Annotated in this window: 21 protein-coding genes; 8 read left to right on the top strand and 13 right to left on the bottom strand. The window is 67.1% G+C overall.

The window, feature by feature from the left end; translation table 11 throughout:
- Complete coding sequence (locus ACYVN4_RS23405) at positions 1-585, bottom strand: LppP/LprE family lipoprotein (protein ID WP_460724132.1); 585 nt, start codon at positions 583-585, stop codon at positions 1-3.
- A 408-nt stretch (positions 586-993) separates the two neighbouring features.
- Between ACYVN4_RS23405 and ACYVN4_RS23400 the strand changes: the two genes are divergently transcribed.
- Positions 994-1401 (top strand): hypothetical protein, encoded by a 408-nt coding sequence (locus ACYVN4_RS23400; RefSeq protein WP_460724131.1) that lies wholly within the window; start codon positions 994-996, stop codon positions 1399-1401.
- A 16-nt stretch (positions 1402-1417) separates the two neighbouring features.
- Here ACYVN4_RS23400 and ACYVN4_RS23395 read toward each other — a convergent pair whose 3' ends face one another.
- The 4 genes from ACYVN4_RS23395 to arc form a co-directional block, all read right to left on the bottom strand.
- A complete protein-coding gene (locus tag ACYVN4_RS23395; protein ID WP_460724130.1) occupies positions 1418-2956 on the bottom strand; it encodes a serine/threonine-protein kinase in 1539 nt (512 codons plus the stop codon).
- 4 nt (positions 2957-2960) lie between these two features.
- The gene (locus ACYVN4_RS23390; RefSeq protein ID WP_460724129.1) at positions 2961-4157 is read right to left on the bottom strand and encodes a DUF7373 family lipoprotein; all 1197 of its coding nucleotides are present in this window, start codon (positions 4155-4157) and stop codon (positions 2961-2963) included.
- Between the two features lie 40 nt (positions 4158-4197).
- Complete coding sequence (locus tag ACYVN4_RS23385) at positions 4198-5700, bottom strand: serine/threonine-protein kinase (RefSeq protein ID WP_460724128.1); 1503 nt, start codon at positions 5698-5700, stop codon at positions 4198-4200.
- A 131-nt stretch (positions 5701-5831) separates the two neighbouring features.
- Positions 5832-7592 (bottom strand): proteasome ATPase, encoded by a 1761-nt coding sequence (gene arc / locus ACYVN4_RS23380; RefSeq protein WP_460724127.1) that lies wholly within the window; start codon positions 7590-7592, stop codon positions 5832-5834.
- A gap of 263 nt (positions 7593-7855) precedes the next feature.
- Here arc and ACYVN4_RS23375 point away from each other — a divergent pair, with 263 nt between their 5' ends.
- From ACYVN4_RS23375 to ACYVN4_RS23355, 5 genes are all read left to right on the top strand, one after another.
- Positions 7856-8302, top strand: coding sequence for a hypothetical protein (locus ACYVN4_RS23375; RefSeq protein WP_460724126.1), 447 nt, complete (start codon positions 7856-7858; stop codon positions 8300-8302).
- Positions 8303-8335: 33 nt separating this feature from the next.
- Positions 8336-8761 carry a hypothetical protein gene (locus tag ACYVN4_RS23370; protein WP_460724125.1) on the top strand — a complete coding sequence of 142 codons (426 nt, stop codon included), beginning with the start codon at positions 8336-8338 and terminating at the stop codon, positions 8759-8761.
- Between the two features lie 137 nt (positions 8762-8898).
- Entirely contained in the window at positions 8899-9129 is a 231-nt protein-coding gene (locus tag ACYVN4_RS23365) for a hypothetical protein (RefSeq protein WP_460724124.1), read from the top strand.
- A gap of 2 nt (positions 9130-9131) precedes the next feature.
- Positions 9132-9614 (top strand): Clp protease N-terminal domain-containing protein, encoded by a 483-nt coding sequence (locus tag ACYVN4_RS23360; RefSeq protein WP_460724123.1) that lies wholly within the window; start codon positions 9132-9134, stop codon positions 9612-9614.
- A 37-nt stretch (positions 9615-9651) separates the two neighbouring features.
- Entirely contained in the window at positions 9652-11022 is a 1371-nt protein-coding gene (locus tag ACYVN4_RS23355) for a serine hydrolase domain-containing protein (RefSeq protein WP_460724122.1), read from the top strand.
- Between the two features lie 30 nt (positions 11023-11052).
- On the opposite strand, the gene ACYVN4_RS23350 is transcribed toward ACYVN4_RS23355, so the two are convergent.
- The gene (locus tag ACYVN4_RS23350) at positions 11053-11886 is read right to left on the bottom strand and encodes a tRNA (adenine-N1)-methyltransferase (RefSeq protein WP_460724121.1); all 834 of its coding nucleotides are present in this window, start codon (positions 11884-11886) and stop codon (positions 11053-11055) included.
- Between the two features lie 65 nt (positions 11887-11951).
- Here ACYVN4_RS23350 and ACYVN4_RS23345 point away from each other — a divergent pair, with 65 nt between their 5' ends.
- Positions 11952-12827 (top strand): RecB family exonuclease, encoded by an 876-nt coding sequence (locus tag ACYVN4_RS23345; protein WP_460724120.1) that lies wholly within the window; start codon positions 11952-11954, stop codon positions 12825-12827.
- On the opposite strand, the gene hisG is transcribed toward ACYVN4_RS23345, so the two are convergent.
- The 6 genes from hisG to ACYVN4_RS23315 form a co-directional block, all read right to left on the bottom strand.
- Positions 12828-13679, bottom strand: a complete 852-nt coding sequence (gene hisG / locus ACYVN4_RS23340) for an ATP phosphoribosyltransferase (RefSeq protein ID WP_460724119.1) — start codon at positions 13677-13679, stop codon at positions 12828-12830. It lies immediately after the preceding gene.
- A 93-nt stretch (positions 13680-13772) separates the two neighbouring features.
- A complete protein-coding gene (locus tag ACYVN4_RS23335) occupies positions 13773-14036 on the bottom strand; it encodes a phosphoribosyl-ATP diphosphatase (protein ID WP_033085388.1) in 264 nt (87 codons plus the stop codon).
- Between the two features lie 43 nt (positions 14037-14079).
- Complete coding sequence (locus tag ACYVN4_RS23330; protein ID WP_460724118.1) at positions 14080-15882, bottom strand: choline/carnitine O-acyltransferase; 1803 nt, start codon at positions 15880-15882, stop codon at positions 14080-14082.
- A 172-nt stretch (positions 15883-16054) separates the two neighbouring features.
- Positions 16055-17437, bottom strand: coding sequence for an NAD(P)/FAD-dependent oxidoreductase (locus ACYVN4_RS23325; RefSeq protein ID WP_460724117.1), 1383 nt, complete (start codon positions 17435-17437; stop codon positions 16055-16057).
- Positions 17438-17524: 87 nt separating this feature from the next.
- Positions 17525-18352, bottom strand: coding sequence for a class I SAM-dependent methyltransferase (locus ACYVN4_RS23320; RefSeq protein ID WP_460724116.1), 828 nt, complete (start codon positions 18350-18352; stop codon positions 17525-17527).
- Between the two features lie 14 nt (positions 18353-18366).
- Positions 18367-19263, bottom strand: a complete 897-nt coding sequence (locus ACYVN4_RS23315; protein ID WP_460724115.1) for a HalD/BesD family halogenase — start codon at positions 19261-19263, stop codon at positions 18367-18369.
- Positions 19264-19475: 212 nt separating this feature from the next.
- Here ACYVN4_RS23315 and ACYVN4_RS23310 point away from each other — a divergent pair, with 212 nt between their 5' ends.
- On the top strand, positions 19476-20393 hold the full coding sequence (locus tag ACYVN4_RS23310) for a toprim domain-containing protein (RefSeq protein WP_460724114.1): 918 nt from the start codon (positions 19476-19478) through the stop codon (positions 20391-20393).
- On the opposite strand, the gene ACYVN4_RS23305 is transcribed toward ACYVN4_RS23310, so the two are convergent.
- The gene (locus ACYVN4_RS23305) at positions 20372-21322 is read right to left on the bottom strand and encodes a helix-turn-helix transcriptional regulator (protein WP_460724113.1); all 951 of its coding nucleotides are present in this window, start codon (positions 21320-21322) and stop codon (positions 20372-20374) included. The two genes, ACYVN4_RS23310 and ACYVN4_RS23305, sit on opposite strands and share 22 nt — an antisense overlap.
- Between the last annotated feature and the right edge of the window lie 45 nt (positions 21323-21367).

Below are 21367 nucleotides of genomic sequence, written 5' to 3'. Positions count from 1 at the left end.
TCAATTACTCGGCGGGAACTGGCCCTTCGCGACCACCTTGCCGCCCGAGAGGGTGAAGGTCACGACGCTGGGGCCGCCGGTCGGGCAGCACAGGGCGTCGTTGGGTTTGGCCCACTTGTATTGCACGGAGACGGTATTCGCGGTCTTGCCGACGACCTCGGTGTAGCCGTACGGGCTGGATGTCGCGGTGCCCAGGTAGGTGCCGTTGGTGAAGAACAGGACGTGGACGTACGGGTGAATGTTGCCCGATTCCACCGTCATCCACGACAGCACGCCATCGCAGCCCGCCGAGATCGGGTCGTTGCTCGCGTACGGATTACTCCACCCGCCGTTGCCGGTCGGCGCGAGGCTCTTGATCGCCTGGTTGGCGAGCCCGGAATTGAGGTCGAAACACAGCCCGTGGCCGCTGCCGTTGGGGGCCGGATTCGTGGTCACCGGCACGACCGTGGGCTGCGGGGCGTCGGTCGCACCACCGGTGCCCGGTACCGGCTGCGGCGAATTCCCGTCCCCCGCACCCGGATTGCCGCCCTGCGTGCCCGGCGCCTGGGTGGGGGCCGGTGCCGACTGGTTGCCCTGCGTAGGCACTGCCGTCCCTTGGGTCGCGGCAACCGTCGTACTCGACGACCCGGCCTGAGTTGACGAACTGCCCGAGCATCCGCTCACTCCCACCACGAGAACACTGGCCAACACGCCGAACAGCACAGATCTGGCCTTCATTTCTCTCCTCGCATCGAAACCCATCCCCGACTTCCGTCCAAACGGAAGGACAAACTGGTCATCGTGTCAATACAGGTGGGCGTTAACCGGACTTTGCGGAGGCGTTGCCCCAAACATCAGGGGCGCGAACATAATTCACCCGGCTACGGCAGACCGACGGGCGACCTCACCAATGTGATCACCGTCACGCCTGGCGCGTGGTTCGTTACGGCCGCCGCACGCCCGCCGATGCACCTATCGATGATCGACATCAAAGGACGTTCCAAGGAGAGGTACATGCGCACCATCACCCGAAGCGTCACCCATGCGGCCACCGCCGCCGCTGTCGTCACCGCCGCCCTCGCCGCCGGCACGGGCACAGCCAGCGCGGACGACTGGCCGGTGCTGCAGCCCAACAGCCCGATCGCCGTCTTCGAGGCCCACGATTTCCTCACCCCGTCGGACCTCGACTACTGGAACCCGTTGGTGGACAAGGCCCGCCTGACCTCGCCCTACGGCAACAGCACCCGCATCGTCTGCACCGCCTTCCATGGCGTCACCACCAGCTGCTTCCAAGCCGACGCCGACGGCAACCCGCATCAGCTCAAGGCGCTGCCGATGAACTTCCCGAACTTCACCGGCTACCTGGCCCCCGGCGGCGGCGTCAAACACTGGGTCTACCCGGGCTTCGTCCCCGGAAGCTGATCCGCAACACCAGGATTCACAGTGGCGACGGTTGCCACCAGCGGTCGATGAGCTCCTGTCCGGTCGCGCCGCCCGCGACTGTCAGTTCGCAGAAGTTGCGGGCGGGATCGTCGAACTGGATGTGCAGCGCGCCCTCACGTCCTCCGGTTCCGTTGGCGACCTCGCCCCATTGCATATGCCCCTGTCCCGAGGAGCGTTGCCACTGCTGGTTGCCGATCTGGGTGTAGGAGGTATCCGGTTCCAGTCGTGCGGGCGAGCGATCGGGAGTGCAGGTAACCACCAGCAGATCCATCGGATCGCTATTGCCCCGGCAGGTCAGGGTGGTGACCTCGGCCGACGGCGTGGTGGTCGGCGTCGTCGGAGCTATGGAATCGGTACTGCATTGCATCCCCGCGTATCCGGATGACAGTGGCGAGGCAGGCAGGAAACCGGGGAACGCTGCGATCACGGGCTGATATTGCTTATCCCAACCGCGAGGACCCGGCGACACCGCAGCACTGGAACTGGTCGCGGCCGCATCGACGCGCCCCGTGTCATCGTGGCCGAACACACTGGCGCCGAACGCGATTCCGGCCACCACCGCGGATCCCAGTCCGGCTGCCAGTACACCGCGCATACCGCGCGGCCAGCGACGTAGCCGCCCTCGCACCGACGGGGGCGCATCCACGAGGTCGGCCGACGGCGGACGCGCCGTCAGGGCCGTGGCCGCGGCGTCGGCCAACTCCCCGCACGACGAGTACCGCTGGGTCGGATCCTTGGCCAGAGCGCGGGCGACAACCGCATCCAGCGCCCACGGTAGGCCTGGCACCCGATCGGTGACCCTGGGTGGCGGCGCGTGCAGATGCGCGGTCATCATCTCGACACTGCTGCCCGCCGGAAACGGGTGCGCGCCGGTCAACAATTCGTACAGCGTGCAGCCGAGAGCGTAGACGTCGATGCGATGGTCGACCATCTCGTTGGTGAGCCGCTCCGGCGCGGCGTACGCCAGGGTGGCGAGCAGCTCGCCCGGATTGGTCAAGGCCACCGAGTCGGCGACGGCCTTGGCGATTCCGAAATCCGAGACGTACACCCCGGCGAACGGATCACCGCCCGTCGATCGCAGGCCGGGCCCATCCTCGAGCAGGATATTCGCGGGTTTCACATCCCGGTGCAGCATGCCCGCCCGGTGTGCGGCGTCGAGCCCGCGCCCGGCCTCACGCACGATACGCAACGCGACATCGGGATCCAGCCCGGCGGGGAAGTTCCGCCGCAGGGTATCGGCGTCGATGCCCGCGACGAACTGCATGGCAATCCACAGGTATCCGCGCTCGACGCCACGATCCCAGACCGCCACGATGTTCGGATGGTCCAGCCGCGCGGCCAATTCCGCCTCACGGAGAAATCTGGCCCGGCCCTCCGGATCGGCACTCAGTGTGTGCGGCAGTACTTTCAGCGCGTCATAACGGGGCAGTCGCGGATGCCGTGCCAGATAAACAACGCCCATACCACCGCGGCCGAGCACACGTTCGATCCGATAGCCGGCGAATATCGTTCCCGGGGGAAAGTCCTGTGACACGGGCTTATCCGGCGTTCACCAGCAGCGCATACTGGGCCGCCGCCTTCTGGCGGATGGTCTTCTCATCCCGCGAGAGCAGGGTCGCGATATAGCGCCCATAGAGCACTCGACACGAATAGTTGCTGCCCTTCTGCACGGGGGCAGCACATTCCACGTCGGGCAACCCTGGCGGGCCGTCGATCTTGTGCACGTTGGACCTGACGCCGTCACGGCGCGCCGCATCGGTGAAGGCGGCCCGCGCCTGCGTCGGACTGGCGTATCGCGTCAAGATGTGCAAATAATTCCGGGTCAGCATGTCGGCTCCGCGCAGGATCGCAGCGTCCAGGATCCACAGCGAGACACCACGTTCCCGGAACACCATGCCCATGCCCACCGCTCGCGTGTTCCAGACCGCATCACCACTGGTCGTGGACGTCACCGTGGTCGGATAGGTCCATCGCCCCGGAGCTGCGGGCAACAGGCGACGAACCATTCCGTCCTGATCCAGGGGCAGGTGCGCCAATTGGTCGATCGGGGTGGCGCCGAATCCGCGCAATCGATTGAGCTGCACATCGAATGCCTTCGCCGCCATGCCCACCATGGCCGCCGAATCGGTTGAGGCATAGCCGATGAGCAGGCTCACCACGTAGTCGTCGTGGGCAACCGTGGCCGCCATCGTCGGCACCGCGGGGCGCCAGTGCGCGTGGGCGCCGGAGTAACCGGGGATGGTCAGGGACACATTGTCGGCATTGAGCCCGGCGTCGATGCTGTCGATCGCGGATGCGGCTCGGCCTGCCGAATCCGCGTCCGGAAAGCGCAGCACGATCGTGCTCAGTACCCGGCCCGCCCCGACCGGCAATTCCGCCCCGGTTTTGTTGACGTCGGTGGCGATGACCGCACATCCGGCCACCATTCCCTCCTTCGCGAGGGTATCGCGGACCGGGCCTGCCAGCAGCATGCGGGCGGTGGCCGGAGTCGGCAGCGGCAGCAGGCTGTAGGCGGTCACCGTGTATCGCAGCGTGGGGTCCACTTCGGCGGGATCCAGCATGACCTCGCCCATGCGCGCGGATTCCACCGCGCGGCCGTACGTTTCGTTTCCGGCGGGTTCGGCGAGCGGTTCGGTGCCGAATTCACCGACGTCGAGCGTCTTCGGATCGATGAATTGCGGAACCGAGTGCCCCGGAACGACACAACCGGTGACGACGCCGAGGACCAGAACCATCAGGAGCATCCATTGCCGCGATCGACGCGGGCGACTGAGTTCACAGCGGCGCATCGGCCCACCAAGTGTCGCGCAGTTGCGTCCCCGAAACGTCGAGGCCGCTCACGGTGAGCATGCAGAAGTTCCGGCTCGCATCGTTGAAGTACACATCGAGGAAGCCCACGGCCTTCCCGTCCACGAAGGACCCGAAGGCGGGAAACACCGCCTTCCCCCAGAACAGGTGGCCGCTGCTGGAACCGCGTGACCAGTCCTGGTCACCTTCGGGATTCCCGAGCGACACCCCGACCTTCATGGGCGATCGGTCCCTGTTGCAGGTGGCCGTCACGCCGTACACCGGATCGAGATCGCCCAGGCAGTTCAGCTGAGCCACCTGACCCTGATTATCGAACGACACCACCTCACCGGCCTTGGCGTCGTAAGCCGTGCAGGACGTCACATTGCGATAGCCGCCGTCGCCGGGTGTGGGCGGTAGCAGATCGGGAAACGCCTGCACGACAAAGGCATATCCGCCCCACTCGGCCGACATGGTGGTGCCGGTGACCGGTGGCCGGGTGTGCACCGCCGAGGCTTCCGGCCGGCCGCGCCCCGTCACGGCGAACACGGTCACCCCGACCACCAGCGCCAGCACCAACGCGACGCCCAATCCGAGGCGAACCAGCCTGCGCCCCAGTAGCTTCCGCACGGTCGAAGGTCGAACACCGGTGTCCGTCAACGCCGCCCGCGCAGCCGCGGCCAGCTCGCCGCAACCGACGTATCTGTCGCCGGGCTTCTTGGCCAGCGCGGTCGCTATCACCGCGTCGAAGGCCCGCGGCACCAACGGATTCCGTTCCGAGGGCCGAGGTGGCGGCTCGTACAGATGCGCGTGCATGACCGCTCCCGCCGAGTCCCGCACGAACGGCGCCGACCCGGTCAAGGCGTGGAACAGCGTACAGCCCAGGGCATACACGTCGGCCCGATGATCGACGCTCTCACCACGAATGCTCTCGGGTGCGGCATACGCCACCGTCCCGCGCATCCCGCCGTCTCCGTGCACCGTCGTGGTGTCCGAGATCGACCGTGCCACACCGAAGTCGGTGATCAATGCGCGATCCGGCTCACCGGGTCGCGTGGAGATGAGGATATTGGTCGGCTTCACATCTCGATGCAGCATCCCCGCCGCGTGTACGGCGTCCAGTCCGCATGCCGCCTCGGTCACGATGTGCACGACCCGGTCGGGCGGCAGCACCGTCGGGCCCTGGCGGATCAGCACACCCAGATCGACACCGTCGACGTACTGCATGGCGATCCAGAGTCGGCCGTTGTCCTCGCCACGATCGCGCACCGCCACCAGATTCGGATGCTGCAGTCGCGCGACGAGTTCGGCCTCACGCAGGAACAGAGCACGGAACGCCTGATCCCGTTGCCGCTCGTCCGACAGGATCTTCACCGCGTCCTGGCGCGGCAACCGCGGATGCGTCGCGAGATAGACCGTCCCCATCCCACCGGATCCGAGCCAGCGATCAATACGATATCCGGCGAATATCGACCCTTCGGCGAGTTCCACCGTCCCCCTCCCCACCGACACCACCCCCGGCAAACCGTACGGTGGTGCGAAACCTTCAGCGCGCGAGAATCATACCCACACACAAAAGAGCCGCACCCGCCGAAGCGGATGCGGCCCTTGGACTTTCCGGCTTACAGGTACTGGCCGGTGTTCGACTCGGTGTCGATGGCGCGGCTGGCGCTCGCGTTCTTACCAGTCACCAAGGTGCGGATGTAGACGATGCGCTCGCCCTTCTTGCCCGAGATACGAGCCCAGTCGTCCGGGTTCGTGGTGTTGGGCAGATCCTCGTTCTCGGCGAACTCGTCCACGATCGAATCGTAGAGGTGCTGGACGCTGAGGCCGGGGTTGCCGGTTTCCAGGACGGACTTGATGGCGTACTTCTTGGCCCGGTCCACGATGTTCTGGATCATGGCGCCGGAGTTGAAGTCCTTGAAGTACAGGACTTCCTTGTCACCGTTGGCGTAGGTGACCTCCAGGAAGCGGTTGTCCTCGCTCTCGGCGTACATGCGGTCCACCACGCGTTCGATGGTGGCCTGCACGCACTTGCTGCGATCGCCGTCGAACTCTTCGAGATCGTCGGCACGCAGCGGCAGCGTGTCGGTCAGGTACTTGGAGAAGATGTCCATGGCCGCTTCGGCGTCCGGACGCTCGATCTTGATCTTCACGTCCAGGCGGCCGGGCCGCAGGATCGCGGGATCGATCATGTCCTCACGGTTGGAGGCACCGATCACGATCACGTTCTCCAGGCCCTCGACGCCGTCGATCTCCGAGAGCAGCTGCGGCACAACGGTGGTCTCCACATCGGAGGAGACACCCGAACCGCGGGTGCGGAAGATCGAGTCCATCTCGTCGAAGAACACGATCACCGGAGTACCTTCGGACGCCTTCTCACGAGCCCGCTGGAAGATGACCCGAATGTGACGCTCGGTCTCACCCACGAACTTGTTGAGCAGCTCGGGACCCTTGATGTTCAGGAAGAACGACTTGGCTTCCTTGGCATCCTCACCGCGCGCCTCGGCGATCTTCTTGGCGAGCGAGTTGGCAACGGCCTTGGCGATCAACGTCTTACCGCAACCGGGCGGACCGTAGAGCAGCACACCCTTGGGCGGGCGCAGCGAGTACTCGCGGAACAGATCCTTGTGCAGGAACGGCAATTCGACCGCGTCGCGGATCTGCTCGATCTGACGCGAGAGACCGCCGATATCGTGGTAATCGACGTCCGGCACCTCTTCGAGCACCAGATCCTCGACCTCGGCCTTGGGAATCCGCTCGAAAGCGAACCCGGCCTTGGTGTCGACCAGCAGCGAATCACCCGGGCGCAGTTTGCGAATGGGGCGATCCGGATCCTCGAGGTCGTCCATGTCGACCAGCGCGGACAGCGGCCCGGACAACCAGACCACCCGCTCCTCGTCGGCATGCCCGACCACCAGGGCACGGCGGCCGTCGTCGAGAATCTCACGCAGCGTGCCGATCTCGCCGATGGCGTCGAAATTGCCGGCCTCGACCACCGTCAGCGCTTCGTTGAGACGCACGGTCTGACCGTAGGTGAGGGTGGTGGTGTCGATATTCGGCGAACACGTCAGCCGCATCTTGCGTCCGGAAGTGAACACGTCGACCGTCTGATCGTCATACGAGCCGATGAGAACACCGTAGCCCGAGGGTGGCTGGCCGAGGCGATCCACTTCCTCGCGGAGAGCGACCAGTTGCTGGCGCGCTTCCTTCAGGGTGTCCATCAGTTTGGTATTGCGAATCGTGAGCGAATCGACGCGCGCTTCCAATTCCCGTGTGCGATCCGGCGTGTCGGCGAGTTGCCTCCGGAGTGCAGCGGCCTCGGCGCGTACTGCCTCGAGTTCCCTCCAGGCCGCCGAGTCCGAATGTTCGATGGGGCTCATGATGCTGCTCCTCCCAGTCCCGGTCTATCAACGCTACCGGGCTCTAACCGTTCTCGCTTTCCGACATGGTTTCGTCGTGATCACATCTAGGCTGCGGCCAGCGGGCCGGACGGACATGTTAGCCTGCCCTAACCTGTTTGTGGTGAGTTGATCACCTGCCGAGCCGAAAGGTGCCGTTGATGCTCCTTCCCACCAGTCGTACTCCTGGTATGCGCAACGTCACGCGGACGCTCCGTGTTTCCTCCAGGACGCTTCGTGTTTCCGTGGCTACCGTCGCGGCCCTCGCCGCCGTTACGGCCACTCTGACCGGCTGCAGCTCGGACGACAAGGGATCTTCGTCCTCGAAAACGTCCTCATCGGTCGCCGCCGCCGCGCCCGCGCCGACCGCGGAAGCCCTGCAGGGCGTCCTCACGGCCTTCGCCGACCCGGCAAAACCGGCTGCCGACAAGGCCAAACTAGTCGTCGACGGCGACAAGCGTCTCGGAAACATCGACACCATGAATCAGGGGCTTGCGCATTACCAGGTCGGGTTCACCGTCGGCGAAATCAAGCAGGACGGCACCAAGGCCGACGCCAAGGTGTCGGTGACCTCCCCGCACGGCACCATGCCCGACGTCCCGATGACCTTCCAGTACAGCGACGGCGCATGGAAGCTCTCCGACGCCGGCGCCTGCACCATCCTCGGCATGGCCCGCGCGGCCTGCCAGTAATTCCCACTCGATGATCGAAAGGCTCGTCCGTTCATGCTCGCTCGTTCCGTTCGCCTGACCCTTGCCCTCGCCGCGGCCACCGCCGCGCTCACCTCGGGCGCGGGCCTCGCCGCCGCCGACACGGCCGCACCGTCCGCCGATGATCTGCAGTCGGTGCTCGTCCGCTTCACCGACCCGTCGATCCCGGCCGCCGACAAGACGCAGCTCATGGTCAACGGCGCCGCCCGCAGCGCGAACATCGACAAGATGAACCAGGGCCTGGCCAACTACGGCACCATCGGCTGGACCGTCTCGGGCGTGCAGGCCAACGGCGACAACGCCGATGCCTCGGTCGCCATCTCCTCGCCGCACGGCACCATGCCCGGCGTCCCGATGAGCTGGCAGCACACCGATGCCGGCTGGCAGCTCTCCGAGAACACCGCCTGCACCATCCTGGCCATGGGCAAGGCGCCCTGCTGAGGCGAAAACACCTGGTCACCAATTGAATTCAGTCGACACCCCCGCCCACCTCGGGCGGGGGTGTCGTCGTTTCCACAGCACCTCGGCGAAGCAACTTTGGTTGACTAATTTCGATTTAGTCAACTAGAGTTGCTCCCATGCCCGATCTGGAGATCCCCGATTCCACCGATCCCGCCGGACGGCTCGCCGCGGTGGTCGCCTTGCGGCGCTTGGCCGATCGGCTCGAGGACATCGCCGTCGAAGAAGCCATGCGGGCGGGCTGGGGCTGGCCGCAGGTCGCCGAGGCGCTCGGGGTCACCCGCCAAGCCGTGCACAAGAAACACGTCAAGCGGCTCATCGCCGCGGGCGTCAATTTGAGGAGGCGCTGACCGTGTCGATATTCGCCACCAAGGACTTCGACATATATTTTCGCGGGGTCTACGAGCGGGCCGTGCACGAGGCGCGGGAAGACGGTTCGGCCACGGTCGAGGCGCAGCATCTGCTACTGGGCATCGCCGCGCAGCACGGCACCGAACCGCAGCGCATGCTGGCGGCCGCCGGGCTCGATCACGACACCCTGCACGCGGCACTGGATCGGGAATTCGAGGCCAGCCTCGCGGTCGCGGGCGTCACGTTGCGCGTCGCGGACCTGCCCCGTCCCACGCCCTCGGGCCGCACCCCGACTATGGGCGCCACCGGCAAACTCGCGCTCGAGCGCATGACCACCACGTCTTCGAAAAACGAACTGCGCCCGGCACATCTGTTGCTGGCCGTTCTCCGCGCCGAGGTCGGCACGGTGCCCCGCGCCCTGACCGTCGCGGGCATCGACCGCGCGACACTGCTCGCCGACGTGCGGGCCTCGATCACCGAATGACCGCAAACGCGGTGGAACCGGCCAGCTGAGGAACCTCATGCCAGATATCCACACCGCGCGCGAACACGTGCGTGAACTACTGACCGAATACGGCATCCCGAGTGCCGCCGTCGGGATTCTGCACCGGAGGCGGATGACCGAATTCGCCCTCGGTGTCGCCGACATCACGACCAGCTCGGCAGCCACCGTCGACACCATCTATCAATGCGGGTCCATGACGAAAACCTGGACCGCGCTGGCTTTTCTGCAACTCGTCGACGAGGGCAGGGTCGATCTGGATCAGCCGGTCCGCGCGTATCTGCCGGAGTTCCGCGTCGCCGACACCGACGTCACCGCCCGGGTGACGCCACGTCAGCTGCTCGACCACACCAACGGTATCGAGGAGCTCTACGGCGACCCGGGTGACGGCGACGACATCCACGCGCGCATGGTCGCCGGGATCGCCGCCGCCCCACAGGTTTTCCCGCTCGGCCACACGCACGGCTACAGCGCGGCCCTGGGCTACGCGATTCTCGCTCGCATCCTCGAAGTGGCCGACCGGATGCCGTGGCACCAGGTGATGCGCAAGCGGGTGTTCGGCCCACTGCGGCAAGACGACACCACCTGCCGCCCCGAGGATGCGGACCCGGCCCGCACCGCCACCGGCCACCTGTTGCGTTCCCGGGACGAGGGCCCGATCGTGACCCCGGTCCCCTATCTGCCCCGAGCCTTCGGTCCCGGCGGGAGCGTCAATTCGACCGTGCGGGACGTGCTCTCGCTGGCCCACGTGTTCCTCGACGAGGGCCGCGGCCCCGACGGCACCCGGATCCTCTCGGTGGACACCCTCCGCGAAATGATGAATTCCCGCGTCCCACTGCCCGATCCGTACCTGTTCGGTCCGGCCTGGGCGCTGGGGCTCATCGTCTGCGACTGGCAGGGTGAAACCGTCTACGCCACCGACGGCAGCACCATCGGCCAGAATGCCCGTTTGCGCATCGTGCCCGAGCACGATCTGGCGGTGGCGGTCCTCACCAACGGCGGACCCCGGGAATCCTTCGCGGCGAAGGTCTTCGACGCGATCCTGCCCGCCTTCGGCGCGCCCGGACCACCGGCGCTGCCCCGGCCCGACCCGGCGCTGCGGCTGGACCTGTCCCGGTACGAGGGCGTCTACGCCAGGCCCGGAACCGAATTCGAGGTCACCGCACGCGACGACGCGTTGCGGCTGAGCTTCGCCATCGACCCGATGCATGCCCGCTTCCTCGGCAAGTCCGAGCGCCAGGACTACGATCTGCTCCCGATCAGCGACACCCACTTCCTGATGCCACCGACCGATCCCCTCGAAGACCCACAGACCGTAGCCCTCTACGAGTTCACCGACGGCCGAGCCCGCTACCTCCACACCAACGCCCGCGTCTTCCCCCGCCGCTGAACAAGGGGCAGGGGTACGCGGGCGTGTGCGTCAGCCCTTGGAGGGGCGGCGCTGCGGCTTGGGGGCGGTAACACCGTCGGCGAGGCGGCGAGCCTTGACCAGGAAGGCGGTGTGGCCCTGCATGCGGTGCTCGGGGCGGACGGCGAGACCGACCACGTGCCACGGGCGGACCATGGATTCCCAGGCGGTGGGCTCGGTCCAGCAGCCCTGCCGACGCAGCGCTTCCACCACTTCGGAGAGCTGGGTGGTGGTGGCCACGTAGGCGAGGAAGACGCCGCCGGGGATGAGGATCTTGGCGACGGTCTCGAGGGGTTCCCACGGCTTGAGCATGTCGAGCACGACCCGGTCGACCTGTTCACCGGCGTATTCGGCGACGTCGCCGAGGGTGAGTTCCCAGTTGGCGGGACGCTCGCCGAAGAAGCGTTCGACGTTCTTGACGGCGTGCTCGGCGTGGTCCTCGCGGATCTCCCAGGAGATGACCTTGCCCTCGGGGCCGACCGCGCGCAGCAGCGAGCAGGTCAGCGCGCCCGAACCGGCACCGGCTTCCAGCACCTTCGCGCCGGGGAACATGTCGCCCTCGTGCACGATCTGGGCGGAGTCCTTGGGGTAGATGACCGCCGCGCCGCGCGGCATGGACAGCACGTAGTCGGTGAGCAGCGGGCGCAACGCCAGGTAGGGGGTGCCCTTGGCGGAGTTCACCACGCTGCCCTCGTCGGCGCCGATCAGGTCGTCGTGCTTGATGTGCCCGGCGTGGGTGTGGAACTCCTTACCCTCGTCGAGGATCACCGTGAACTTGCGTCCCTTGGCGTCGGTCAGCTGTACCCGGTCACCGATCTCGAAAGGGCCGGTCCGTCTGGCCGTCATGAAACTCCGTTCTGCGTGTTGGATTCGTGCGCACCTTGTCGGTGCCTGCGTTTAGCCTGCCAGGTATGTCGGTTGACGTGATCAGTACCCCGGAGACGGAGCGGTTCGCACCGCGCGGCCCGGCGCTCTCCCCTTCGCGCGCAATCGATTTCAAACAGTGCCCGCTGAAGTACCGGTTGCGGGTCATCGATCAGATACCGGAGCCGCCCTCGCGGGCGGCGGTGCGCGGCACCGTGGTGCACGCCGTGCTGGAGGCCCTGTTCGGGCTCCCGGCCGCCGAGCGTGATGTCGAGGCCGCCGCCGCGCTCATCGACCCCGCGTGGGCCGAGGTGCGCGGATCCCGGCCCGGGATCGAGGAGTTGATCCCGCCCGAAGAGCTGGACACCTTCCTCGCGGAGGTCCGCAAGCTGGTGGACGTCTACTTCCGGCTCGAGGATCCGACCGGTTTCGATCCGGAATCCTGCGAGACCTTCATCGAGACCGAGCTGCCCGACGGCACCCCGCTGCGCGGGATCGTGGACCGCATCGACCGCTCGGCCGCCGGTGACGTGCATGTCATCGACTACAAGACCGGTCGTGCGCCGGGCCTCGCGTACGAGACCCGAGCGCTGTTCCAGCTGAAGTTCTATGCCCTGGTCCTGCTGCGCACACAGGGCCGGGCGCCCTCCGAGCTGAAGCTCATGTACCTGGCCGACGGCATCACCCTGACCTACGCACCGGATCCGGAGGAGCTGCTGCGTTTCGAGCGGATCCTCTCGGCCCTGTGGGCGGCCATCGTGACCGCCGCCGAGACCGGTGAGTTCCCGCCCAGTCCCGGCTGGATGTGCCAGTACTGCGATTTCAAGCGACTATGCCCCGAATTCGGTGGCACCCCACCGCCTTTCCCGTCCGGCCCGGTGAATACCGAGCCGGAGGGAACCGATCGTCCGGACGAGGACTGATCAGAAGGCGCGGCAGGAGCGGATATCGGTGGCCAGGATCGCCTTGGCACCGAGATCCGCCAGCTGGTCCATGAGCTCGTTGCCGTTCTTGCGCGGCACCAGCGCGCGCACCGCGACCCATTCGGGATCGGTGAGCGGGGCGATGGTCGGCGACTCCAGACCCGGGGTGATCTTGACGGCGGCGTCGAGCAGCGACTTGGGGCAGTCGTAATCCAGCATCAGGTACTGCTGGGCGAAGACCACGCCCTGGATGCGGGCGACGAGTTGGTTGCGGGCCTTGTCGCGCTGATCGGCGCCCTCGGCCTCGATCAGCACGCCCTCGGAGTCGCACAGGGTCTCGCCGAAGGCGACCAGGTTGTGCTGGCGCAGGGTGCGACCGGAGCCCACCACGTCGGCGATGGCGTCGGCAACACCGAGCTGGATGGAGATCTCGACCGCGCCGTCGAGGCGGATGACCTCGGCCTGAATGCCGCGCGCGGCCAGATCCTTCAGCACCAGGTTCGGGTAGGAGGTGGCGATGCGCTTGTCGTAGAGGTCCTCGACCTTCCAGTCCCGCCCGGCCGGGGCGGCGTAGCGGAAGGTGGAGCGGCCGAAGCCGAGCGCGAGCCGTTCCTGCACGCGCGCACCGGAATCCAGGGCCAGGTCGCGGCCGGTGATGCCGAGATCCAGCTCACCGGAGCCGACGTAGATGGCGATGTCCTTGGGGCGCAGGAAGTAAAACTCGACCTGGTTGACCGGGTCGATGACGCTCAGATCGCGGGAGTCACCGCGCTTGCGGTAGCCCGCCTCGGACAGGATGGCGACGGCGGATTCGGAGAGGGCGCCCTTGTTGGGTACTGCGACGCGAAGCATGGGGTGGTCCTTTCGGAACGGGGATGAGGTGGAGTGACGACGGGGGGACGAACGACGGGCCGCCCGCACGGTGTGTGCGGGCGGCCCGGCGCGTCACAGATGTCGGTACACGTCCTCGAGCCGCAGGCCGCGGCCCACCATCAGCACCTGCACCCAGTAGAGCAGCTGCGAGATCTCCTCGGAGAGTTCCTCATCGCTCTGGTACTCGGCGGCGATCCAGACCTCACCGGCTTCTTCGAGTACCTTCTTGCCCTGCGCATGCACGCCGGCGTCCAAGGCGGCGACGGTGCCCGACCCCTCGGGGCGGTTGGCGGCACGATCCTGCAGCTCGGCGAACAGGGCTTCGAAAGATTTCACGGGGAGTGATTCTCGCAGACGAGCGCACACTCCCCGCAATCGGTTATACGGTGAGCAGTTCGGTGAGTTCGGCCACGGCCTCGCGCAGGTGCCCGGCGAAGTCGTGCATCTGCTGCGCCACGTGCTTGGGCGTGGCCAGATAGAGGTTCCAGCGGTCGGGCAGCAGCACGTAGGCGATGCCGATGCAGGTGGGGCTGGTGGAGCCGAAACCGAAGTACTGGATGTTCACCGACGGCGCCGAACTGGTGGACAGGAAGTCGTCACGACTGATGGTCCAGCCCGGGCTGTCGTAGAACGCCATCGGCGCGGTCGCGCCCAGCTGCTCACCGCGGCGGCGCTGGATCCACTGCAGCTCCCACAGGTGCTGTTCGGGGGCCTCGCCGCGCTGGCATTCCTGGGCGCGGCGTACGTGCGCCTCGGCGGCGGTGCGGGCGGCGACCAGTTTGCGGTCCCGGTCCACGGACGGATCCTCCATGGCCGCAATGAAGTCCAGCATTTCCGGGGTGATGACACGCATGGCCTCGGTGCGGCCGTTGCGGAACTGCCGGGTGGCGATGGATTCGTAGGTCGCGCCGTTGAATCCCTTGCTGCGCTTGTGCGCGAGCTGATAGCTCAGCTGCGCCAGCGCGTCCGGGGACATGCCGAGGCTCTTGGCGCGGGCGGTGCCGAAGTCGAACGACACCGTGCTGGTGGCGTTCTCGGCGGCGTACTGCGCGAAAGAGGCGGCGGCCGAGGCGATCTCGGTCTTGGCCTCGGGGCCCAGCACGAACTCGACCGGTTCGGCGGCGGGCAGGCCCTGTGGTTGCGCGCCGGACTCCTCGGCGTGCGCACTCACCGGGGCTTCGAGCAACGTGTCGACGAAGGACAGGATGGTGGTGCCATCCAGGCCACAGTGCTCGACATTGATTCCGGCCGCGCCGTCGGCGAAGACGATGAACGACACGGCCTTGTCGAACCAGCGGTTGCCGCTGTCACCGTGCAGCAGTTGATCACACGCGTGCAGGGTGTCGCGGGGCGCGAAGTCCTCGAGGCAGATGCAGAACAGCGCGGTCTCGATGGTGTCGAATGCGGCGGCATTGGTGGGCCGCAGCGCCGCGTAGACGGGCGCCCAGTCGGCGCGGGCCAGGGTGGTGAGGTGTCCGGGCGAGGCATTGGTCGCGGCACGCCGTGCACCGGCCTTCATGACCGAGCGCAGGCCCGCGGCGAGATCTTCGGGCGTGTAGGGCGCGCCGCCGGGGCCGACCACGTCCATCCGGAACATGTTGCCGCGGTAGAAGACCAGGATGTGCCGAGCCTCGGAGTGGCCCGGCCAGGCGTCGCTGTAGGGCACCCGCACGGTGTCCTGGGGCGCGCCCGGAATGCGGGTCTCAGAGAACAGGAACTTGTTCTGCGCCATATTGAGTCGCGTGCCGCGCTGGGTGGCGGGCGGGATCTCCTCGCGATCCAGCCGCAGCTTGTAGTCGACGGCCGCGCTGATCAGCGCCGCGGCCCGTTCGCTCTGGTCGGCGCTCGTCGATCTGGCCAGCACGGTGTCGTCGCGGAAGAGGAAGAAGAAGTTGGCGTTCAACGCGATTCGATCGCGACGGCCCAGGTAGCGCGAGGGCCAGAACTCGTCGAGCCAACTCCCGACGCCGGGTGTGTTGTCGAAGCGTTCCAGGTCGGCGTGCAGGGTGCGGGCGGGGCTGTCGGGCCGCAGCAGGTCCTCGACGCTGGCCGCGGTGGCGGCGTACTGGTCGGAGGTGAGCAGCGGCGCGCACCAGTGCAGGAACCGGGTGCAGCTCTCCTCCAGCGTGGGCAGCGGCACGCGGGGCAGCTGCTCGTCGAAGGCGAAGGTGCTCTCGCTCAAGGGTTGTCCTCGGGTTCGATGGGTCAGGGGCAGCCTGGCTTTTTGCACACGTGTGACCGTCCCCCGACCGGCCACCGCCCCATTCTGGTCAACGAACCGGTCTGTGCGCCAGGATTCGGGCGAATCCCGGCCGACTTCGAAGGGGTGTTGTTTTACTGCGCTACAACAGTTTTCATGCGAGCCAGTTGCCGCGCGTCTCCGGCTGGCACAGCTTCTCGAGCCGCAGCTCCACCTCACCGGGTGAGAGATAGCAGCCGGTCTGCTCGAATCCGCCGATGGTGTGGGTGGCGTAATCGCCATAGCCGATGCGCAGGAAGTCGTCGCCGCTGAGGCCGTGCACCGCCCAGTCGAAGGCGACGCGGGCCCGCGCGACGACCGTGCGCAGCGCGCCCAGGTGATAGCTGCGGGTCACGAATTGCGCGGGGACGCCGCGCAATCCGATCTTCAGCGGCCGCGCGAGCGCGTCCTTCCCGCCGAGGTCGACCACCAGGCCGAGGTCCGGGTGCCGGTAGGGCTTGACCTGCCCGCCGCGCAGCGTGGCGAGGATGTTCTTGGCCATGTGCTTGCCCTGGCGCATGGCGTGCTGGGCGGTGGGCGGGCACGTCTTGCCCACTCCCCCGGCCAGATCCGGTACCGCGGCCGCGTCGCCGAGCGCCCAGACGCCCTGCAGCCCCGGCACGCTGAAATCGGCCTGCACGACGATGCGGCCCTTGTCGGTGTCCGCGCCCAGGTGCCCGGCCAGCGGGCTGGCCGCGACCCCGGCCGTCCACAGCACGGTCCGCGACGGGATGAACCGCCCATTGGTGAGGGTGACGCCGCGCGCGGTGACCTCCTTGGCCGATGCGCCCGAAATGAGCTCGATGCCGCGTTCGGCCAGCACCTTTTTCGCGTCCGCGCCGAGGCGCTCGCCGAGCTCCGGCATGATCTTGTCGCCGTGGGTGACCAGATGCCAGCGCACCATGCCCGATTCGGCGGCCGGGAAGTAGCGCTTCGCGGCGGCCTGGCAGACCTTGTTGAGCACCGCGGTGGTCTCGGTGCCCGCGTAGCCCGCGCCGATGGTGACGAAGTTGAGCCGCTCCCGGTCGACATCCTCCTCGCCGGTGACCGCGGCCACGTCGAGCTGGCGCAGCACGTGGTCGCGTAAATACATGGCCTCCGACAGCGTCTTCATGCCGAAGCCGTGTTCGTGCAGGCCGGGCACGTCCTGGATGCGGGTGATGCTGCCGGGGGCCAGCACCAGCTGATCGAACTCGTAGGCGCACTCCTCTCCGGAGTGCCGGCGCACGATGACCTGCCGGGTCGGCGCGTCGACACCGACGGCCATGCCGGGGATGATCTCGGTGCGCCGCAGCACCCGCCGCAGCGACACCGAGACCGACCGCGGATTGAGCGTCCCGGAGGCGACCTGCGGCAGCAGCGGCAGATACAACAGTCCGGCGTCGGGCGTGATGAGCTGAATGCACGCTTCGTCGGGTTTGACTCGGCGCTCCAGATAGCGGGCGCATTCCACGCCCGCGAAACCACCGCCGACAATTACGATTTTCGCTGGTGCCACCGGTTCACCGTAACAATCCGGCGATGGTTTCAGGTGAATCCCGCGTGTCTTTTCGATCCGGCACGGTTTTTCCGGTCCCCACGCAATTCAGTGTTTTTCGGCGGTGAACCCGCTCTTGGGCCGGGACAGATGGAGTTGCGCGTAGAGCCAGCCGTCGGATTCGAGGTCGCTCGCATCGATTCCACTGGCCGCCAACGTGTCCAGGACGCGGGCCTGTTCGTCCGGGGAGGCGAAGCGGCGCTGCCGGTAGACGCCCGGCAGCAGTTCGGTCTCGTAGCCGAGCGTGCCCAGGTGGGTGGCGATGGGTTCGAAGGAGAACATGCGCAGCACGAAATGTGCCATCCAGGGCAGTTTTCCGCCGTGTGCGCGGGCCACCCGCAGCAGGGTGCGCTCGGAGATGTAGCCGACGCAGCCGGTGGAGATGACCAGGTCGGCGGCGGCCAGGGTGGCGCGTTGGGCCTCGGTGGGGTCGGCGGCTTCCAGGTCGGCGTGCACGATGTCGTCGAGGAATCCGGCGGCGCGGGCGTAGTCGAGGGCCGGGCGCGAGGCGTCCATGCCGACGAATCGGACTCCGGGTAGCCGATCGTCGGAGGCGAGCAGTTCGCGGTCGCGGGTGAGGAGTTTCTCGGTGTCGCCGCCGGCCCGATAATGCTCGGCGAGATCGGCCATGGTGGCGTCCAGGCGCAGCAGGGCGGCGTTCACGCCGTAGGAGCAACCGATGTCCAGCACGGTGGGCGCGGCGATTCCGGTGGCGGCCCGATATTCGGTGAGCAGTCGCTGGAAGTGTGGTTTCGCCAATTCCGGTATCTGGTAATCCAATTCGGCCATGCGGGCGTAGTACTGGCGTGGATCGGGCCGATCGTAGATATCGTCGAAGGAGGCTTTTCCGGTGGAAGTGTGCAACGAAACCGGCACGCGCTGGTCCCCTCTCAGTCGAGCAGTCGATCGCCGCGGACCTCGCCGGCGTTCAGATGGTCGGGCAGCACCCGGCCGAAAAGTTGCCGGGTGCGTTCGGCGGTGCCGATCAATCCCGGTGTGTCGCTGTAGGCGAAGATCGCCGAATGCCGTTGCACGGTCCCGCCGACCGGCGCGACCCGGTGCAGTGAGAATCTCCCCTGGAACAGCTGTAGATCCCCCGGCCGCAACTCCAGCCGCCGGATGAACTCCTCCCCTTTCCCGGTCAGCACCGCCCGCACGGAGTCCAGGTTCTCGGCCTCCCGCGACCGGATGTTCGGGCAATACTCGAACACCCCACCGGATTCCGGCTCCTGGGTGAGCATGCTGACGGTGAACTCGTTGGTGTCGAAATGCCACGGATGCGACATCCCCGGCCCAACCACGTTGAGGCACAACCCCGCCAGCGGATCGGTGTACTCGTGCAGTTGCGGTAGATCGAAGCACTCGGCCACGAACCGCTGAAACCGCTCATCGGTGTACAGCTGGTGAATCAACGCGTCGCGAGGAATGAGATCCCTTGCCACAAAGGCGTTCTCACGCCGCAGCACGATCCGTCCCGGATGTTCCGCGGGCAACGGCGAGTCCAACGGAATGTTGTACGCGTTGACGTCCTGCACGTCGTAGTACGCGTGCGGAGCCAACTGGCCGCCCTCATCGCGCAAGGTGCCCAACGACTCCGGCCGAATGAACCCCCGCAGCACACAGCACCCGTCGGCGGCAAGCTCGTCCCGCGCGGCCGCTACCGCGGCATCCCACCGCGCACTTCCCGGCTCGTCCAACGGGTATCGACCGACAGCCACCCCCGGCACCGACCGCTCGGCCACCTCACCGGTCTCCCCCGCGTCCACCCGACCCCCAACCGCAACCATGCCGCATATTCTTGCCGCCCCGACCGCCGACACGCCCGGGATGTCGCCCAATTGTGAATACTCACTTTTCCTGTGCCCCACAGCGTTTGATACTTCACGCCACGACCGCCCGCGCCGATCCGATGTCCGTATTTCAACTCCGCTACAACTCGATCCAGGGGCTTTGACAAGCCCTTTCGGGCGGGTACACCGGTAGTGGGAGGACCGGGCGTATGGGTACTCAGGGATCGTGGGAGACCATCAACCGGGCGCTGTATCGGGTGTCCGGGCCAGGAAAACGCGGGGCCGAGTGGACCACGTATTTGTGCCCCGTCCACGAGGGTGATGGGCGGCGGCATCGGGCGTCACTAGGGGTGGTCTACAACTCGGCGCGGCAGCGAACCGTGGTGCGGTGCTTCGCCGGTTGTTCGGATGAGGACGTGCTCGAGCGGCTCGGGCTGCGGGTGCGGGACCTGTTCGATGGGCCGCCACCGGAGCGGCGGCCGGGCCGGGTGGAGACAGTCCCGGCATTGGCGGATCAGGCGATTCTTGCCGCGGGACTGCCACTTTCGGTGGTCAAACGCGATTACGGGCCGCCGATCAGGAAGCCGCAGAATGTCGCTTCCTATCTGTATCGGGGGCCGGATGGACGTTCCGCGGGGTGCGTGGTGCGGGTGCGGACGTTGCACCGGCAGGGACACGTCAAGTCGTTCTATCAATTGCGGCGCACCGATACCGGTTGGGAGAACGGTGGATTCGCAGCTCTGCCGTTCCGGCTGCCCGATGTGATCGAGGCCGTAAAGGAGGGCCGCGACATCTACGTGTGCGAGGGCGAGGCCGATGTACTGACCGCCATTCACGCCGGAGTGACCGCGACCTGCAATGCGGGTGGGGCACAGGGTTGGCGGGCCGAGCACGCGCAATGGTTACGCGGGGCGCGACGCGTGTGGGTGGTCGCCGATCGGGATGCGCCCGGGTATCGGCACGCGGCGAAAGTGGCTGAATCGCTGCGTGATTCGGTGGGTGAGTTGCGGGTGGTGCAGGCGCGCGACGGTAAGGATCTGAGCGATCACTGCGATGCCGGGCATCAGGTATCGGAGCTCGATCCGGTGCCGGTGCTCGACGCGCACTACCGCAGTGCGCTCTGGTAGCGGTCGATCAGGGTGCGCAGGGCCGCGGCCATTTCCGGTGAGTCGACCAGCTCGAAGTCGGCGTCGAGCAGCCCCAAGTAGAGGGCGAGCATTTCGGGGTGATCGGAGCCGGGTTCGAAGGCGCAGCGGTCCGGCCCCAGTTCCTCGACGTCGATGGGGATCGGAATTCGTTGCCGCACATGGTCGGCGGAGGCGTGCACGATGACCCGGGCCCGGTAGCACCAAGTGGCCTCGCCCACTCCGCGTTCGACGCGGGCGGTGATCTCGGCGTCCGGTGGCAGCGCGCGGGGCGGGAAGCGCGGTCCGGTCGGGGTGCGCGGGTCCATGCGGTCGACGCGGAAGGTGCGCCAGTCGGCGCGGTCGAGGTCCCAGGCGAGCAGGTACCAGCGTTGGCGGTGGCTGACCAGTCGGTAGGGCTCGACCGAGCGGCGCGAGGCGTTGCCGGAGTGGGTGCGGTAGTCGAAACGCAGGCGTTCGTGGTCGCGGCAGGCGCCCGCGATGGCGGTGAGCGTGTCCGGACTGACGCGGGGCCCGCGCATCGGCACCGGCAACGCGTGCTCGAACGCGCTGACCCGGTGCCGCAGCCGCGACGGCAGGATCTGCTGCAGTTTGGTCAGGGCCCGCAGTGAGGTCTCCTCGATGCCGAGGATGGAACCGCTTGCGGCGGTGCGCAATCCGATCGCCACGGCCACGGCCTCGTCATCATCGAGCAACAGCGGCGGCAGCGCGCCGCCGACACCGAGGCGATAGCCGCCGTCCACACCCGGGCGGGCTTCGACGGGATATCCGAGTTCGCGCAACCGGTCCATGTCCTTGCGGATGGTGCGGCCGGTGACCTGAAGTCGGATGGCGAGTTCCGCGCCGGTCCAGTCGCGCCGGGACTGCAGCAGCGACAGCAGGCGCAGCAGCCGAGCCGAGGTTTCCAACATTCGTCGATCGTATCCGCGCATTGCGGAACGAACCGTTCCTCAATG

The sequence above is a fragment of the Nocardia heshunensis genome, from assembly GCF_054782115.1.
Note: the sequence above shows the minus strand (reverse complement) of the source record. Positions and strands in the feature narration are given on the sequence as shown.